This is a genomic window from Novosphingobium bradum, from assembly GCF_042646485.1.
GTDB classification, from domain to species: Bacteria; Pseudomonadota; Alphaproteobacteria; order Sphingomonadales; family Sphingomonadaceae; genus Novosphingobium; species Novosphingobium bradum.
The window spans coordinates 293725-310099 of sequence record NZ_JBHRTQ010000007.1 but is presented as its reverse complement, the minus strand read 5'-3'; the positions used below and the strand labels follow the sequence as shown (position 1 = coordinate 310099).

General features: G+C 68.3%; 16 protein-coding genes. 4 read left to right on the top strand and 12 right to left on the bottom strand.

Annotated elements, in window-relative coordinates; all coding sequences use genetic code 11:
* Position 1 precedes the first annotated feature (1 nt).
* Entirely contained in the window at positions 2–637 is a 636-nt protein-coding gene (locus ACFOD9_RS07425) for a TetR/AcrR family transcriptional regulator (RefSeq protein ID WP_379509449.1), read from the bottom strand.
* A gap of 136 nt (positions 638–773) precedes the next feature.
* Between ACFOD9_RS07425 and ACFOD9_RS07420 the strand changes: the two genes are divergently transcribed.
* Complete coding sequence (locus tag ACFOD9_RS07420) at positions 774–1541, top strand: SDR family NAD(P)-dependent oxidoreductase (RefSeq protein ID WP_379509448.1); 768 nt, start codon at positions 774–776, stop codon at positions 1539–1541.
* Positions 1542–1656: 115 nt separating this feature from the next.
* Complete coding sequence (locus ACFOD9_RS07415; RefSeq protein ID WP_379509447.1) at positions 1657–2451, top strand: short-chain dehydrogenase/reductase; 795 nt, start codon at positions 1657–1659, stop codon at positions 2449–2451.
* Between the two features lie 8 nt (positions 2452–2459).
* On the opposite strand, the gene ACFOD9_RS07410 is transcribed toward ACFOD9_RS07415, so the two are convergent.
* The 3 genes from ACFOD9_RS07410 to ACFOD9_RS07400 form a co-directional block, all read right to left on the bottom strand.
* Positions 2460–2669, bottom strand: a complete 210-nt coding sequence (locus ACFOD9_RS07410; RefSeq protein WP_379509446.1) for a hypothetical protein — start codon at positions 2667–2669, stop codon at positions 2460–2462.
* Positions 2670–2789: 120 nt separating this feature from the next.
* Positions 2790–2996, bottom strand: a complete 207-nt coding sequence (locus tag ACFOD9_RS07405; protein ID WP_379509445.1) for a cold-shock protein — start codon at positions 2994–2996, stop codon at positions 2790–2792.
* A 212-nt stretch (positions 2997–3208) separates the two neighbouring features.
* Positions 3209–4324: a phosphotransferase family protein gene (locus ACFOD9_RS07400; protein ID WP_379509444.1), complete on the bottom strand. Its 1116-nt coding sequence runs from the start codon at positions 4322–4324 to the stop codon at positions 3209–3211.
* 145 nt (positions 4325–4469) lie between these two features.
* Here ACFOD9_RS07400 and ACFOD9_RS07395 point away from each other — a divergent pair, with 145 nt between their 5' ends.
* Entirely contained in the window at positions 4470–5627 is a 1158-nt protein-coding gene (locus ACFOD9_RS07395) for a hypothetical protein (protein ID WP_379509443.1), read from the top strand.
* Here ACFOD9_RS07395 and ACFOD9_RS07390 read toward each other — a convergent pair.
* Positions 5624–6217, bottom strand: a complete 594-nt coding sequence (locus ACFOD9_RS07390) for a TetR family transcriptional regulator (RefSeq protein ID WP_379509442.1) — start codon at positions 6215–6217, stop codon at positions 5624–5626. The two genes, ACFOD9_RS07395 and ACFOD9_RS07390, sit on opposite strands and share 4 nt — an antisense overlap.
* 369 nt (positions 6218–6586) lie before the next feature.
* Between ACFOD9_RS07390 and ACFOD9_RS07385 the strand changes: the two genes are divergently transcribed.
* A complete protein-coding gene (locus ACFOD9_RS07385; protein ID WP_379509958.1) occupies positions 6587–7729 on the top strand; it encodes an acyl-CoA dehydrogenase family protein in 1143 nt (380 codons plus the stop codon).
* Here the strand turns inward: ACFOD9_RS07385 and ACFOD9_RS07380 are convergent.
* From ACFOD9_RS07380 to ACFOD9_RS07350, 7 genes are all read right to left on the bottom strand, one after another.
* Complete coding sequence (locus ACFOD9_RS07380) at positions 7726–8697, bottom strand: phosphotransferase family protein (protein WP_379509441.1); 972 nt, start codon at positions 8695–8697, stop codon at positions 7726–7728. The two genes, ACFOD9_RS07385 and ACFOD9_RS07380, sit on opposite strands and share 4 nt — an antisense overlap.
* A gap of 82 nt (positions 8698–8779) precedes the next feature.
* Entirely contained in the window at positions 8780–9664 is an 885-nt protein-coding gene (locus ACFOD9_RS07375) for a crotonase/enoyl-CoA hydratase family protein (protein ID WP_379509440.1), read from the bottom strand.
* A gap of 21 nt (positions 9665–9685) precedes the next feature.
* On the bottom strand, positions 9686–10852 hold the full coding sequence (locus tag ACFOD9_RS07370) for an acyl-CoA dehydrogenase family protein (protein WP_379509439.1): 1167 nt from the start codon (positions 10850–10852) through the stop codon (positions 9686–9688).
* Positions 10853–10863: 11 nt separating this feature from the next.
* Positions 10864–11646, bottom strand: coding sequence for an SDR family oxidoreductase (locus ACFOD9_RS07365; RefSeq protein WP_379509438.1), 783 nt, complete (start codon positions 11644–11646; stop codon positions 10864–10866).
* Between the two features lie 11 nt (positions 11647–11657).
* On the bottom strand, positions 11658–12926 hold the full coding sequence (locus tag ACFOD9_RS07360) for an acetyl-CoA C-acetyltransferase (RefSeq protein WP_379509437.1): 1269 nt from the start codon (positions 12924–12926) through the stop codon (positions 11658–11660).
* Positions 12919–15189, bottom strand: coding sequence for a CaiB/BaiF CoA-transferase family protein (locus ACFOD9_RS07355; RefSeq protein WP_379509436.1), 2271 nt, complete (start codon positions 15187–15189; stop codon positions 12919–12921). The genes ACFOD9_RS07360 and ACFOD9_RS07355 overlap by 8 nt, the downstream gene beginning before the upstream one ends.
* Positions 15189–16364, bottom strand: a complete 1176-nt coding sequence (locus ACFOD9_RS07350; protein ID WP_379509435.1) for an acetyl-CoA C-acetyltransferase — start codon at positions 16362–16364, stop codon at positions 15189–15191. Before ACFOD9_RS07350 ends, ACFOD9_RS07355 begins: the two co-directional genes overlap by 1 nt.
* Positions 16365–16375: the final 11 nt, after the last annotated feature.

Genomic DNA, 16375 nt, shown 5'->3' with positions numbered 1-16375 from the left:
GTCAGTGCGGCAGGGCCGGCTCCGCGCCGGCCAGCCGTTCGGCCAGGGCCACCATCCGGGGCGTCCACAAGGCGAGATACTGGTCCAGTTCGGCCTCGCTGAAATCGCGCGCCCGCGCGGAGTGGCCGCTGATCATGTCGATGATCCCGGCGGCGATCACCTGCGCCTCGCCCACCGGCAATTGCGGCCGGCCTTGCCGGATCCGCGCGGTCAGGCGATCACGGTATTCCTCGTAGGAGGACCAGGTCAGCCGGCGCAGGGCCGCGAGCTTGATCGACGGATCGCGCATCAGCCGCAGCAGGGCGCGCGATTCCGGCTGCATCTGGGAGCGGAAGGTCGCCTCGACCGACTTTCGCAGCGGATCGCCCGGCACGCCTTCCACCGCATGGGCGATCTGCGCGGTCCAGGCCTTGATCTGCCGCACGGCCGCCGCCTCGAACAGCGCCTCCTTGTTGGGGAAGCGGCTGTAGATGGTCTGCTTGCTCATCCGTTCGAGGTGGGCCAGCGCCTCGTAGGTGACCGCGCCGTAGCCGCCTTCGAGAAACAGCGCCCAGGCGCGATCGAGCACGCGCTGCTCGATCGTGTCCACGTCTGTCGCCCGGGGACGCCCGGCGCGGCCGATTTCCCGTCGTTCCATCATGCGCTCCTTGCCCGCGACCCACACCGCGCCCCGGCATACGCCGCTTGCCAATGCCCCTGCGGCGACCTAGTCCGAAAAACAGTAATCAATCGTTCCAATAGTGCATCACTGGCCGAAAAGGGAGAGACAGGCAATGGACAGGCTCGGCATGGCGAACAAGGTTGCCCTCATCACCGGCGGCGGCGGCGCGATCGGCAGCGCCACGGCGCGGCGCCTTGCCCAGGCGGGGGCCAGCATCGCCGTGGTCGATATCCGCGCCGATGCCGCCGCGGCCGTGGCCGACGAACTCACCGCCCAGGGCCATTCGGCCGCCGCCTTCACCGCCGACATCGCCGAGGAAGACCAGGCCTGCGCCCTGGTGGCCGAGGTGGTCGACCGGTTCGGCCGGCTGGACATTCTCCACAACAATGCCGCCGCCGGCCCCAATCTCAACCCCGGCGACCTCACCCTGCTCGACATGACCGCGCAGGTCTGGGACCGTGCCTTCGCGGTCAACGCCCGCGCGCCCATGCTGCTCTCGCGCGAGGCGGTGCCGCACATGATCGCGCAAGGCGGCGGGGTGATCGTCAACACCTCGTCCGGCGCCTCGCAGATGCCGGCGGCCGATGCGCGGACCGCCTATGGCTCGTCCAAGTCGGCGCTGGAAACGCTGACCCGCTACATCGCCGCGCAGTATGGCCCCGACAACGTGCGCTGCAACGCGATTCTTCCCGGCGTGGTGCTCACTCCGAACATGAAGCGGATCTTCGGCCAGGCGCAATTGGACGCCATGGTCAGCCGCACCATGCTGCGGCGGATCTGCCTTCCCGAAGACATCGCCGCCGCGGTCCACTTCCTTGTCTCGGACGATGCCCGGCAGATCACCGGCGAACTGCTGCGGGTCAACGGCGGCTCGATGTAGCCCGATTCGGCCGCCCCTCTCCGCTCCGACGCTGGACAGGCACCAGCCCCTCGGACAGTAATGCCGGGACAAGACCCGGCGGCGAGGCGCGGACCGGGTCGGACGGGAGAGGCTCATGTACGACGACCTGAAGGGCAAGCGCGCCTTGATCACGGGCGCATCGCGCGGGATCGGCGCCGCCATCGCGCGGCGGCTGGCCCGCGAAGGCTGCGACATCGTGGGCGTGGCCCGATCGGAGCCGCATCTCCTCGCGCTGCAACGGGAAATCACCGAGGAAACCGGGCGCAAGGTTGACATCGCCCTCATCGACATGGGGGCCGAGGGCAGCGCGCGATCGCTGGCCGAACGGTTTGGCGACATCGATATCCTGGTGAACAATGCCGGCGACGATCCCCACGGATCGCTGGCCGATATCGACGAACGCGCCTGGCGGCAGGCCTGGAACGTCAAAGCCTTCGCCTATGTCGATATGTGCCGGGAATACTACCGACTGATGCAGGCGCGGGGCGGCGGGGTCATCGTCAACGTGCTGGGGATTGCCCATCACCGCAAGGATCCCGACTATATCCTCGGTGCAACCAGCGTGGCCTCGCTATCGGCCTTCACCCAGGCCCTGGGCTCGAACAGCCTGCGCCACAACATCCGCGTGCTCGCGGTCAACCCGGGGCTGACCGCGACGGCGCGCGTGTTCAAGGCGAAGGATGCCGAGGCGGCGGCGATGGCCGACGATTCCGCCCAATCGCGCGCCCGGTTCACCGAGTTTGCCGATGAAGTGGCCCAGCGCATGGGCCGCACCCGCGCGGCCGACCCGGCGGAGATCGCGGCCTTCGTCGCCTTCGCGGTATCAGCCCAGGGGTCCTACCTGACCGGCGCCGGCTTCAGCGTCGATGGCGGGGCATCGCGGTCCTGAACCTGGCGCTATTTCAGCGCATATTCGCCCGACTGGGCTTGGAAATTGTCGCGGGCAAAAGCCTTGGCGGCAGTCACCGTCTTGAAATGCGGCTCCTGGAGGACTGCGTCCACCAGCGGGTAGCCCTGCGAATTGTACCGGGTGGTTCGCACCGTGAGACGAAACGTGCCGTCCGCATCCTTGACGATAAGGAACGGACGATTCCTGGGATCGGCCATATTGCACCTCCTGAGGGTACCCGGCCTTGACCGGGCCTTGTGCATCGCCCTCCCGGAGTGCGATGGCAGCCCGGCGGACGATGGTGCGAACGGCGATGACGCCATCCGCACCGTCACCAATCACGCGGACTGGAGATTGACCGCCGACACCTTGCCGCGCTGATCCTGCTCCAGATCGTAGGACACGCGCTGGTCCTTATCGAGCGTCCGCATTCCGGCCCGCTCGACCGCCGAGATGTGAACAAAGGCGTCGTTCCCGCCGCCGTCCGGCGCGATGAAGCCAAAGCCCTTGTCGGGATTGAAGAACTTGACGGTTCCGATGGTCATATGGGTATCCTTTGTCCCATGAATGACGAGCATACGCCAACAGCGGCGCATCCCGGCTCTTAGAGGCTAGAAAGGGACAAAGGGGGGAGCATAGCTGCCCGATATCCGTCGCAGGCGACGTCAGCTTCCTTGATATAGGCCGATCTCGCCGGTTTGCAATCGGCATCGCCCGGCGCGCACTTTCACGGGGCCGGCCCACCGCAATGCGCGGATCAGCCCACGGTCACCAAGGCGTCGTAGGAGGCCGGCGGCTTGAGGCCGAGCATCTGCGCCGTGGTGCGAAGCGACGAATTGTCGAGCGCGCTGACCGTGGAGGGGAGCGCGCGGCCGAACTGGCGGCACAGGATGGCGAAGCGGGTGGAACAGGCGATGTTGCGATAGCCGGCGAAGACTTCGTACCATTCGAGATCATCGACCGGGCGGCCGGTCCATTCGCGCCACAGTTCCAGCGTGCGCGCGCGATCGCCAAGGCCTTCGAGCCGGGGGTGGCGGTTTCCGGTCAGGGTCGCCTGGGTGTCCATGAACAGCCACCAGCCCAGATCGGCCTGCGGCCCGGCCAGGTTGGCCAGTTCCAGGTCCATGACCGCGATGCAGCGCAGGTCATCGCCGAACATCATGTTCTCGATCCGCGGGTCGCCCCAGCCGAATCCGGTTGGCCGATGGGCCGGCAGGTTGGCGTGGAGCCAGTCGCGCGTCGCCAGGGCGACCGGGTGGACCTGGCCATCGCCGGCCCAGACGATGAACCGGTCGGAATAGGCCAGCGCCTGCTCCAGCCCGCTGGAACCCGGCGCGGGCGGCGGCAGGGGCAGGTCGAGCATGGTGTACAGATCCTGGCGATGGATCGCGCAGAAGGTCTGGAAGGCGCTGGTCCACAAAGTCTCGCGCTCGGCCGGGGAGAGGCGGCCCACCCAGCTTTCGGGATCGTTGTAGGAAGGATTGTCGGTCGGCACGCGGCCGCGCAGGCGTTCCATCACGAAGAACGGGGCGCCAAGCACTTCCGGGTCCGCCTCGTCCCACAAGACCTTCGGCGTGGGCACCAGCCCGCTTTCGCCCAAGGCCCGCTGCACCAGCATGGATTCGCGGAACTGGGGGTTCATCATCACCTGGAAATCGCTGGGTGCGATCCGGATCACATAATCGCCCGAACAGGCCCGCCCATCCTCTTGCCAGGTCGCGCCGAACATGATGGTTTCGTTCGAATTGCCCACCGCGCGCGGCGTTTCGGCCGTGTCGATCGCCAGATCGCGAGCATCGGGCAGGCGCTCGCGCAGCCAGGCCTCCATCGTCTGGCGGAAGCCCTTCATCTCGCGCTGCTTGGCAATCGGCATTCCGCTCTCCACTCCCGCAGGAGCGGAAGCGTCCCACATCACGGGCGCCGGGTGCAAGCGCGCAGTTGCCCAGTCGCAGCGCGCGCGCTCTTGCATCGCCGGGCGAAGGTCGCCACCCCTGTCGCCGGGAACGAGGAGAGACGCGATGACCACCGAACAGTCGATGCTGAGCGCGGCGGACGACTTCCTGATCCACCAGACGGTCGAGGTCATCCGCTACGTCGCCAGCAGCGATCGCCGCTTCTACGATCGCCACTTCTGGGTGGGCCACGCCAACGACGGCGAGCTGATGTTCCTTGGCGGCATGGGGGTCTATCCCAACCTCGGCGTGATCGACGGGTTCTTCACCTTCTCGCTCGGCGACCAGGCGATCACCGTGCGCGGATCGCGCGAGCTGACCGCCGACCGGATGAACACCCGCGACGTCGGCCCGTTCAGCCTGACGGTCGAGGAAGGCCTCAAGCGCTTCCGCATCGTCTGCGCCGAAACGGACGGCGTGTCCTTCGACCTTGCCTGGACCAACAGCGCCCCCGCCTTCGAGGAACCGCAGGTGTTCAAGCGCGAGCACGGGCGCGTGATCGAGCAGATGAACCGCTTCGTGCAGACCGGGCGCTGGCAGGGGCACATCGTCATCGACGGGCGCCGGTTCGAGGTGGATCCGGCAAACTGGTGGGGATCGCGCGACCGATCATGGGGCGTGCGCTCGCTCGGGCTGGAGGACGAGCCGTCCGGTATCGTCGAGGCCCACCGCGAAGCCAGCGCCAATACCCTGTTCTGGATCTGGGCACCGATGCAGTTCGAGCACGGCGCCCTCCATTACAACGTCGGCGAAGGCCCCGGCGAAGCGCGCTTCGTGGAGGTGGTGCGCTGGATGAGGCAGGGCGACGAGCGGGTGATCGCGGTGATGAGCGATCCCCGGCATGACCTGGAATACTGCCCGAGGACCGGCCGGCTGGCCGGCGGCACCCTGAGCTACCGTGACCAGGCGGGCGAACGGCGCACGATCCGGGTGCAGCCGCTGCGCGCGACCTGTATGTTCGCCGCCACCGGTTATGCCGTTCCGGCCAGCGGCCTCGGCATGATCGATGACTGGCGGCACGGCAAGTACATGGGGCCATCATGGCGCAGCGTGCGCCGCTTCGACCTGTCCGATCCCGACACCCTGGCCCGGATCGGCGCGGCCGGGATCCATATGCTGTGCCGGCTGGAGCTGGACACCGGCGAAGTGGGCTATGCCGACATCGAGAACACGGTTCGCAACCACCCGCGCTATCCGCGCGGCGGGGCCGCCCCGAAGGGCTAGGGCTTCAGCCCCTTGATGAAAACGGCTTGCAGCAGCGCGGTGTATTCATCCTTGGTGCTGGCATCGATGTCGTCGATGCCGAGCGTGGATCGCACCGAATAGCTGGCGTGGAAGATGTGATCCGCCGCGCCGACAATCGCATAGTAGAGCAGGCCGGGATTGATCGGGCGCAGCGAGCCTTCGCGCACGCCCTGTTCGACAATGGCCCGATAGGCGGCGATCATCGGCTGGATGAACACGTCGGTCACCAGCTGCCGGGCGCCGGGACTGCCCAGTTCGGCCAGATAGTGGATCAGCTTGTTGAGGTAGGGGAACTTGGAATAGGCGTTGATGATGCCCTGGATGTGGATCTGGAGCTTCTTTTCGGCCGGACAATCCAGCGCGACGAGGCTTTGCAGCGCCTCGATCGCATTGTTGGCATCGCGCTCCAGCAGGGCCGTGAGCAGCCCCTCCTTGTTGCCGAAGTGATACTTGATCATCGCGACGTTGACGCCGGAGCGCTCGGACACATCACTGAGCGAGAACGAAACGCTTGAAGTCTCGCTCAGGATCTGGGCGGTGGCATTCAGGAGCGCGGCCGCGGAAAGCAATCCGCGTCTTGCCTTGGGCGGGGCCAGATCCTTGGATTTCAAGCGGACACCTGCGTTATGGAAAGCCCGCGCGGCGCAGCGCGACCGGACCGGGAATGGACCCTTGCGTTAAATTCATCGGCCCGCGCGGTCAAGCCGACGCCCGGCGTAATCGCAATTGCCATTAAACGCTTAATTAGTATCTTGAAGCCGGCGGGCTTTTTCGGCATGGCCGGGCTTGCAAGTCAGGCCTCGATCGCGGATTTCCCTGGGGAGTTCCGCCAGCGCCGCAGCCCGCGAAGAGCCTGTCGGGACAATCAGGTCAGGAAGGACAAACCGGTGGCGCAGCTCGCATTGGCGGCAGATCACGTCTCGGCCGAAGTCGCCGAAATGGCGGATCGGGTCGAGGCCTTCGTCCGCAAGATCGTCATCCCTTGCGAAACGGATCCCCGGCGCGATCACCATGGCGCACCGACCGATGACCTGGTGCGCGAACTGCGCGATCTGGCCCGCGAGGCCGGCGTGCTCACCCCCCATATCCGCGCCGACGGCACCCACCTCAGCCAGCGGGAAACCGCCGTGGTGCTGATCCGCAGCGGACTGTCGCCCCTTGGCCCCGTCGCCTGCAACACGGCCGCGCCCGATGAGGGCAATATGTTCCTGCTGGGCCATGTCGCCAGCCCCGCGCTCAAGGCCCGTTTCCTGGAGCCGGTGCGCCGGGGCGAAGCGCGCTCGGCCTTCCTGATGACCGAGCCGGCGGAATGGGGCGGCGCCGGCGCCGACCCCTCGATGCTGAAGACGACCTGCGCCTTCGATGGCACCGACTGGGTCATCAACGGCCGGAAGGCTTTCATCACCGGCTACCAGGGCGCCAGGGTCGGCATCGTCATGGCGCGCGCCGATGAAGGCGCCTGTATGTTCCTGGTCGACCTGCCCGATCCGGCCATTCGCATCGAACGCATTCCCAACACGATCGACACCTCGATGCCGGGCGGCCATGCCAGCCTTGCGCTCGAGAACCTGCGCGTTCCGGCCGACCAGTTGCTGGGCAGCGCCGGCAAGGGCTTCGAATATGCCCAGATCAGGCTCAGCCCGGCGCGCCTGTCGCATTGCATGAGGTGGCTGGGCGCCTGCCTGCGCGCCCAGGAAATCGCCACCGACTATGCCTGCCGGCGCCAGGCCTTCGGCAAGCCCCTGATCGAGCATGAAGGCGTTGGCTTCATGCTGGCGGAAAACCACATCGAGCTGAAGCAGGCCCAGCTCATGATCGACTGGTGCGCCGGCGTGCTCGACCAGGGCCATCTCGGCACCGTCGAAAGCTCGATGACCAAGGTCGCGGTGTCGGAAGCGCTGATGCGGGTGGCCGACCGCTGCGTTCAGGTGATGGGCGGGACCGGCGTTTCCGACGCGACCATCGTCGAGCAGGTCTTCCGCGAAATCCGCGCCTTCCGCATCTATGACGGACCGACCGAGGTCCACAAGTGGAGCCTCGCCAGGAAGCTCAAGCGCCAGTGGAGCCAGACGGCCGGTTAATCGGCCAGGCTTCGCCCGATCCGGGCGAAGTCCGCCAGCCGGTCAACCAGGGTGCTGGCCTCGGCCGAGGCGGCATTGCCGCGCAACTGGCGTCCCTTGATGCCGTGGACGATCGCGGCGAACCGGAACAGGTTGAGGACCAGGTAGGGCCGCAGGTCGGGCAAGGTGGCCCGGCCGGTCAGCGCGCAATAGCGGGCGGCATAGGCTTCCGGCCCCGGCAGGCCGAAGGCGGCAAGATCGCGGCCGGCAAGCCCCCAGGGCACGAAATCGGGCACGTGATACATCATCAGGTGATAGGCGAAATCGACCAGCGGATCGCCCAGGGTAGAGAGTTCCCAGTCCAGCACGGCCACCACGCGCGGCTGCTCGGGATGGAAGATCAGGTTGTCGCAGCGGAAATCGCCGTGGACCAGCGCGGTGGCGTCGGCGGCGGGAATGTTGTCGGCCAGCCAGTCGGCGAGGAAATCCATGTCGGCATAGGTTCCGGCCAGCGGATCTTCGCGATACTGGGTGGACCAGCGCTTGACCTGGCGCGCGAAATAGCCGCCGTGACGGCCGAAATCGCCCAGCCCCACGGCCACCGGATCGACATTGTGGAGCTCCGCCAGGGTGGAGACCATGGCCTCCATGCACAGGCGGCGCTCATCGTGGGGAACCTGCGAAAAGGTGCCATCCCAGAACACCCGCCCTTCAACCAGTTCCATCACGTAGAACAGCGAGCCGATGACGACGGGATCCTCGCACAGGGCGAGAACCCGGGGCGCGGGAAAACCGACGGTGCCCAGCGCCAGCATCACGCGCGCCTCGCGGTCGACGGCATGGGCGCCCTTGACCAGCTGCCCGAAGGGCTGGCGGCGGACCACGTAATCGCGCCCCGGCGTGGACACGCGGAAGGTCGGGTTCGATTGCCCCCCGGCGAACCGGGTCACGCTGGCCGGACCCCGGAAGCCGGCGACCTGCCCGGCCATCCACGCGGCCAGCGCCTCCGTGTCGAAATCAACGGCGGGGTTGGCGGACTTTGACGATGGAGCCACGGCAGACCTCTGCACTTCAGGAATAGTCCGGTTCCTGCCACCACGGATAATAGTCGGGCATATCCCGGCTGACCGCCTGCGGGAACCGGGGCTGGCGCTTTTCGAGGAAGGCGGCGACCCCTTCGGCGGCATCGGCGCTGTAGCCCCGCGCGAGCACGCCGCGGCTGTCGATCCGGTGGGCCTCCATGGGGTGGCCTTGCCCCAGCCCCTGCCACATCATCTGGCGGGTCAGCGCTACCGATACCGGCGCGCAATTGTCGGCGATTTCGCGGGCCAGGGCATAGGCCGCGGGCAGCAGCTCGTCCTCGGGCAGGACCCTGGACACCAGCCCGCCGGCCAGCGCTTCGGCGGCATCGATCATGCGCCCGGTGCAGCACCATTCCAGCGCCTTCGAGATGCCCGCGATCCGGGGCAGGAACCACGACGAGGCCGCTTCCGGAACGATCCCGCGCCGCGCGAAGACGAAGCCGAACCGGGCCTTCTCGCTGGCCAGGCGGATATCGGCGGGCAGCAGCATCGTCGCCCCGATGCCGACCGCGGCGCCGTTGATCGCCGCGATCAGGGGCTTGGTCAGCCGGAACACGCGCAGGGTGAACTGGCCCCCGCCATCGCGGGCGGCCTCGCTGGCATAGTTGAAGGTGCCATCGGGATTGCGGATCTGGGCTTCGGCGCCATCGATGAACCCGTCGGTCCCGCCCGAGATATCCGCGCCCGCGCAGAAGGCCCGGCCCTCGGCGGTGAGGACCACGGCGCGCACCGCATCATCGGCATCGATCCGATCCAGCGCGTCCATCAGCTCTTCCTTCATCAGCACGCTGAAGGCATTGAGCTTTTCGGGCCGAGCGAGGACGATCGTGGCGATGGCATCGGCCACGCTGTAGCGAATGGTCTGGTAGGTCATGATCGCCCCTCTTTCCGGTTGTCAGGCGTCGAGGCTGCGGGCGATCAGCAGCTTCATGATCTCGGTCGTCCCGCCATAGATCCGCTTGACGCGAACATCTCGGTAGAGCCGCGCGATCGGATATTCGTTCATGTAGCCATAGCCGCCGAACAGCTGCTGGCAGGTATCGACCAGCACCTGCGCGCGCTCCGAAACCCAGTACTTGGCCATGCTGGCCGTGGTGGCGTCGAGTTCGCCGGCAACCTGGCGGGCGATGCAGTCGTCCACGAAGGCGCGCGCGATGGTCGCCTCGGTCTGGCATTCGGCCAGCCGGAACTGGGTATTCTGGAAATCGAGCAGGCGCTGCCCGAAGGCCTTGCGTTCGCGCACATGGTCGAGCGTGGTGGCCAGCGCGGCCTCCATCACCGCCAGGCTTTCGACCGCGATGATCAGCCGCTCCTTGGGCAGCTCGCGCATGAGCATGGCCATCCCCTGCCCTTCAACGCCGCCAAGCAGGGCGCCTTCGGGCACGAACACGTCGTCGAAGAACAGCTCGGAGGTATCGGCCATGTCGCAGCCGACCTTGTCGAGGTTGCGCCCGCGGCGGAAGCCTTCGGCCTGCCCGGTCTCGACCGCGAAGAGCGAAAGGTTGCGACTGCCCGCATCGGTGGCGGTGCGCGCGACGACCAGGACCAGGTTTGCGTTCTGGCCATTGGAGATGAAGGTCTTCTGGCCACTGATCACATAGCCGCCCGCAACCGGCTTCGCAGTGGTGCGGATGCCCTGGAGGTCGGACCCGGTGCCCGGCTCGGTCATGGCGATCGCGCCGATCAGCTCGCCCGAGACCATGCGCGGCAGCCACTGGTGCTTCTGCGCCTCGGTCCCGTACTTTTCGATGTAGGGCGCGCAGATGGCATTGTGCAGCGGGATGCCGAAGCCATCGGCCCGGGCGAGGATCAGCCGCCGGATCAGCACGGCCTCGTGGCGGAAATCGCCGCCCGCGCCGCCCCATTCGGTCCCGATGGACAGGCCCAGCAGGCCCGCCTGCACCGCATCCCGCCACCCGGACAGATCAACGATGCCGGCCTCGTCCCAGGCGGCCAGTCGTTCCGGCGTCAGCTTGTCGAGCGCGAAGCGGCGCACGGCCTCGTCAAACATGACAAGGTCTTCGTCCATCCAGCGGGGCGCCCGGGGGAAAATGTCGGCCATTGTGGCAGTCCTCAGCGCGGGGCCATGCGGACCGCGCCATCAAGCCGCACGTCCTCGCCGTTGAAATAGGTGGTTTCGAGCATGGTCAGCGCCAGCGCGGCATATTCCTCGGGCTTGCCGAGACGCTTGGGGAACGGGATCGAGGCGGCCAGGCTTTCCAGCACCGGCGCCGGCGCCGCTTCCATCAGCGGGGTCTTGAAGATGCCGGGCAGGATCGTGTTGACGCGGATGCCCTCGTTCATCATGTCGCGGGCGATCGGCAGGGTCATGCCCACGATCCCGCCCTTCGAGGCGGCATAGGCCGCCTGGCCAACCTGTCCGTCCTCGGCGGCGATCGACGCGGTCAGCACCATCGCCCCGCGCTCGCCATCCTCGCCGGGCGCGAGCGTGAGCATTCCCGCGGCAGACTTGGCGAGGCAGCGGAACGTGCCGACCAGGTTGACCTGGATGACCGTGTCGAACGCGGCCAGGGGGAAGTGCGAGATCGTGCCGTCGGTGCGCGAACGCGAGGCGGTCTTGAAGGTCTGCCCGATGCCGGCGCAGCACACCAGCACGCTTTCCTGCCCGTGGGCGGCGCGGGCCTTGGCGAAGGCGGCATCGATCGAGGCCTCGTCGGTCACGTCGGCCTCGCAGAACAGGCCGCCGATCTCGCCGGCCAGGGCTTCGCCCAGCTCCGCGTTGCGGTCGAACAGGGCAACCCTGGCGCCGCGCGCCGCCAGGGCGCGGGCGGTCGCGGCCCCCAGGCCAGAGGCGCCGCCGGTCACGATGGCTACTGTGGAAGAAGAGATGATCATCGTGTCGGTCCTCAGGTCGTGATTTCGGTTACGCGCTCGATGATGATCGCGGGGGCCATGCCGCCCGCGGCGCACATCGTGGCAAGTCCATAGCGCTGGCCGGTCCGCTCCAGCTCGTCGACCAGCGTCCCGATCAGCATGGCGCCGGTGGCGCCGATCGGATGGCCAAGGGCGATCGCCCCGCCGTTGACGTTGACCTTGCGCCGATCGACGCCAAGGTCACGGATGAACTTCTCGACGACGACCGCGAAGGCCTCGTTGACCTCGAACAGGTCGATATCCTCAAGGGTCAGGCCGGCGCGGGCGAGCACCTTGCGGGCGGCCGGCACCGGCGCGTTGAGCATCAGGGTGGGATCATCGCCCATGTTGGCGCTGGCCACGATCCGGGCGCGCGGCTTCCATCCGTTGCGGGCCGCCGTGGCGCCCGATGCGATGAGCACGGCCGCCGCCCCATCGGCAACGCCCGAGCTGTTGCCGGCATGGTGGACGCATTCGAACGCCAGGTCCGGGTAGCGGCGCAGCACCTGGCTGCGGAAGGTTTCGCCGCCTTCGCCATAGGGCAGGTCGGCCAGCTGGGTGAAGGCCGGGCGCAGCGCGGCCAGGCTTTCCACGCTCGTCCCGGGTCGCGGCAATTCGTCGCGGTCCAGCAGCAGGTTGCCTTGGTGATCGCGCACCGGCACGAGCGAGCGGCCGAACCGGCCCTCGGCAATGGCCATGGCGGCGCGCGCCTGGCTTTCGGCGCCCAGGGCATCGAGGTCGGCCCGCGAAATGCCTTCGCGCGCGGCCACCGCATCGGCGCAGACGCCCTGGTGAAGCTGCGGGTGCAGCGCATCGAGGTGGGCATTGCCCGAACCCATGCTGGGGCCGCCCAGGCCGGCCGCCACCTCGGCGCGGTCGCGCTCGGCGGTGTAGCTCATCATCTCCGCGCCGCCGGCGATGACCAGGTCTTCCATGCCGCTGGCCACCTGCGCGGCGGCCAGGGCAACCGCCGTGATCCCGCCGCCGCAGAAACGGTCCAGCGTCACCCCGGAGGCGCGGATGTCGAAGCCGGCGTCCAGCGCGGCCATGCGGCCCAGATCGCCCGATTGCAGGCCGCGCTGCGCCGAGGTTGACCAGATGATGTCGTCCACCGTGGCGGTGTCCAGCGCGTTGCGCTCGGCCAGGGCCGCGAGCACGGTGGCGGCCAGGTGCTGGGGATGGCAACCGGACAGCGCGCCCTTGCCCGGCTTGCCAAGGCCGCGCGGGGTGCGAACGGCATCGATGATGTAAGCGTCAGCCATGGGTTCCTGCCTCCTGAGCCGTGGTCGCCCGAGCGGCGACGTGTTCTTCTGCCTGGCGCCGGGTCCTGGGGTCGAGCGGCTCGAGCACGCCCTCCTCGCACAGCGCCCGGACTTCATCCGGGCCAAGACCCAGCCATTCGGCGATCGCCGCTTCGGTATGCTCGCCCAGCAGGGGCGCCGGCCCCAGCGGGATCGGGGGAAACTGGTCGCTGGGCACGATATGGCGTTCGCCCCGCACCTCTTCCACCAGCCACGGGTGGCTCTCGCGCCGGAAGAACCCGCGGGCCACATAGTGCGGATGGTCGAGCAGTTCGGCCAGCCGCAGCATGGGCGCGGCAGGCACGCCGGCCGCCTGCAGTTCGCGCGCGGCCTGCTCCTTGTCGCGCGCCGCGATCCAGGCGGCGAGGTGATCGTCAATCGCCGCCTTTGCCGCCAGTCGGTCGTCCCGCGTAGCCAGGCCCGCGCCCTCGGCAAAGCCGGTCACCTCGCACAACGCCTGCCATTCGGCGTCAGAGGTCACCGTGACCACGCACCATTCATCGTCGCCATCGGCAGGGTAGACGCCCCAGGGGTGGTCGGGCGCTTGCTGGCTGGCCTCGGCGTCCAGCAGGCTGGAGAAGTGATCCAGCGCCACTTCGGCCTGGGCCACGTGCGCGATCCCGCCCTTTTGCGACAGCAGCCGCCGGATCAGCAGCGCCGTGGAGCCGATCGCACAGATCCGCCCGACCACGTGATCGGGATAGATGGTGATGGAATCGCTGAAGCTTTCCGGATCGCCCGGATAGTGCCATTCGCGGGTCAGTCCGGTGGCGGCGCGGACCAGCGGGCCATAGCCCATGCGCCCGCTCCACGGCCCGCTATCCCCGAAGGCCGAGCTTTCCGACAGGACGATTGCCGGGTTGGCCCGGCGCAGCACCTCGGCGCCAAGCCCCAGCTTGTCGAGCGTGCCCGGCTTGAAGTTCGAACAGACCACGTCGGCCTGGGCCACCAGCCGCAGGAACAGCGCGCGGCCCGCGGGGCTTCGCAGGTCGATCCCGGCGCTGCGCTTGTTGCGGTGTCCGGCGGCGAAACTGACCGACATCCCGTGCTTGAGATAGGACTGCCGGTTGCCGTCGGGGAAAGCCCGGCTTTCAACCTTGAGCACCTCGGCCCCCAGGTCACCGAACAGGCGCGCCTGTTCAGCCCCCACGACGATCACGCCAAGATCGAGCACCCTCAGCCCGGCAAACGGGAGCCGGGCCTCCGCCGCCGTGCCAAGCAGCGCGAAGCGACCGCCGGGCGCGGGCTCGCCGCCCGGCCCCATGCGCTGGCCATCGATGGTGAGGACGCCGTTCGCCCGCACCGCGCCATCCGCGCCGCGCACGACCGCCTGGCGTTCGCGGACATGGTCCGAGCCGGCAAATTCCGCGAACGAATTGACGGCGGAAATCGGCACGCCGAACCTCTGCCCATCAAGCTCCAGTTGGGCGCGCGTCTGCGGCGCGAAGAAGGCCGCGATCGCCGCGTTCAGCTCGCGCGAGGCGAAGCGCACGTTGGTCTTGTCAAACTCCGGATCGGAAAACTCGGCCGGTTCGCCCAGCCAGGCGAACATCGCGCGCCACTGCCGGGCCGACAGCAGGCAGATCCGCACATGGCCATCGCGGCAACGGAAGATCGGGTATTGGACGCCAGGCTTGGGCCTGCCGCGCATCAACAGGCCGATCGCCCGGCCCAGCGTCGCGCTGCCATTCACGCCGAAGCCCGGATCGAGCGCCTGGACCGCGCCATCGAGCGCGGCGAAATCGAAATGGGCGCCCTGCCCGGTCTGGAGCGCGCGATACAGCGCCGCCACAAGCGCGAAAGCGGCCTGGGACGCCCCGCAGGTGAAGGCGAGGTCCCCCGGCACCAACAGCGGCTCGCGCCCGCGAATGCCCGACCGCGAAAGCTCCGATGACAGGGCGTGGATGACCGGATCGGTCGCCTTCCAGCCGGCCAGCGGCGAATTCGACCCGAACGGACTGGCCCGCATGGTCACCAGGTCGGGCCGGTCCGCGCGCAGGCCCGCAAGGTCACCCGCATCGTGCCGCGATGACACGACGACATGGGCATCCCCCGGAAGCCCGGCCAGACTATCGGCATCCCAGGTGACGACCCGGGCGCCAAGGTCGGCAAGGTAGCGGGTGATCGGCCGGAAGCAGGCATCCAGCGCCGCGACGACGACGATGCCGCGCAGCGGCCGATCGTCTGCCGGAACGCTGCCGGCCGCAGGCAATCCGTCGGCCATCACAGCGCCTCGACGATCGTCACGTTGGCGATGCCGCCGCCCTCGCACATGGTCTGCAAGCCCCACCGCTGCCCCCGGCGGCGCAGGGCGTGGACCAGGGTGGTCATGAGCCTGGCTCCGCTCGCGCCCAGCGGGTGCCCCAGCGCGATGGCGCCGCCCAGCGCATTGGTGCGCGCCGGATCGGCACCCAGCGCCTGCATCCAGGCAAGCGGAATGGGCGCGAAGGCTTCGTTGACCTCGAACAGATCGAAATCGCCCATGGCCATGCCGGTTTTCGCCAGCGCCTTGCGGGTCGCATTGATCGGCTCTTCCAGCATGATCACCGGATCGCCTGCGGTCACCGCAAAGGCGTGCAGACGGGCCAGCGGCTGGAGGCCATGGTCCCTCACCGCGCGTTCGCTGGCGATCAGCATGGCCGAGGCGCCGTCGCACATCTGGCTGGCGGAAGCCGGCGTGACGATGCCCCCCGGCAGGATCGGCTCGACCCCGGCCATCCGCTCAAGCGTGGCATCGAAGCGGATCCCTTCGTCGCGCGAATGGACGATCTGCGCGCCCTCGCGGTCCAGCCCTGCCAGCGGGAGGATTTCATCGCCGAAAGCGCCGGCCAGGCTAGCCTCGGCCGCGCGGCGATGGCTTTCCAGCGCATAGGCATCAAGATCGGCGCGGCTCAGGCCATGTTTGGCGGCAATCGCCTCGGCGCCGGCAAACTGGCTGAATTCCGGCACGCCGAAGCGCTGCTGGATGCGGGGCGACCAGGCGCTGCCCCCGATGCCGTGCTGCTGCGGAAGATTGGCGGCCAGGCCCATCGGCACCCGGGTCATGCTTTCCACGCCAGCGGCGATCACCAGGTCCTGGATGCCCGAGAGGACCGCCTGGGCGGCGAACTGAACGGACTGCTGCGAGGAGCCGCATTGCCGGTCGATCGTCACGGCCGGAACGCTGGCCGGCAGGTTCGAGGCGAGGACCGCGTTGCGGCCGATCTGGTGCGCCTGCTCGCCCGCCTGGCCAACGCAGCCCATGATCACATCGTCAATGCCGGCGCCATCGACCCCGGCCCGCCGCACGACCTCATCCAGCACCGCGCCGGCCAGATCCGCCGGGTGCCAGTCTCTCAGCGCGCCGCCACGCCGCCCTCCCGCGGTGCGGACGGCGGCAACGATATAGGCCTCGGGCATGACGTGAATCC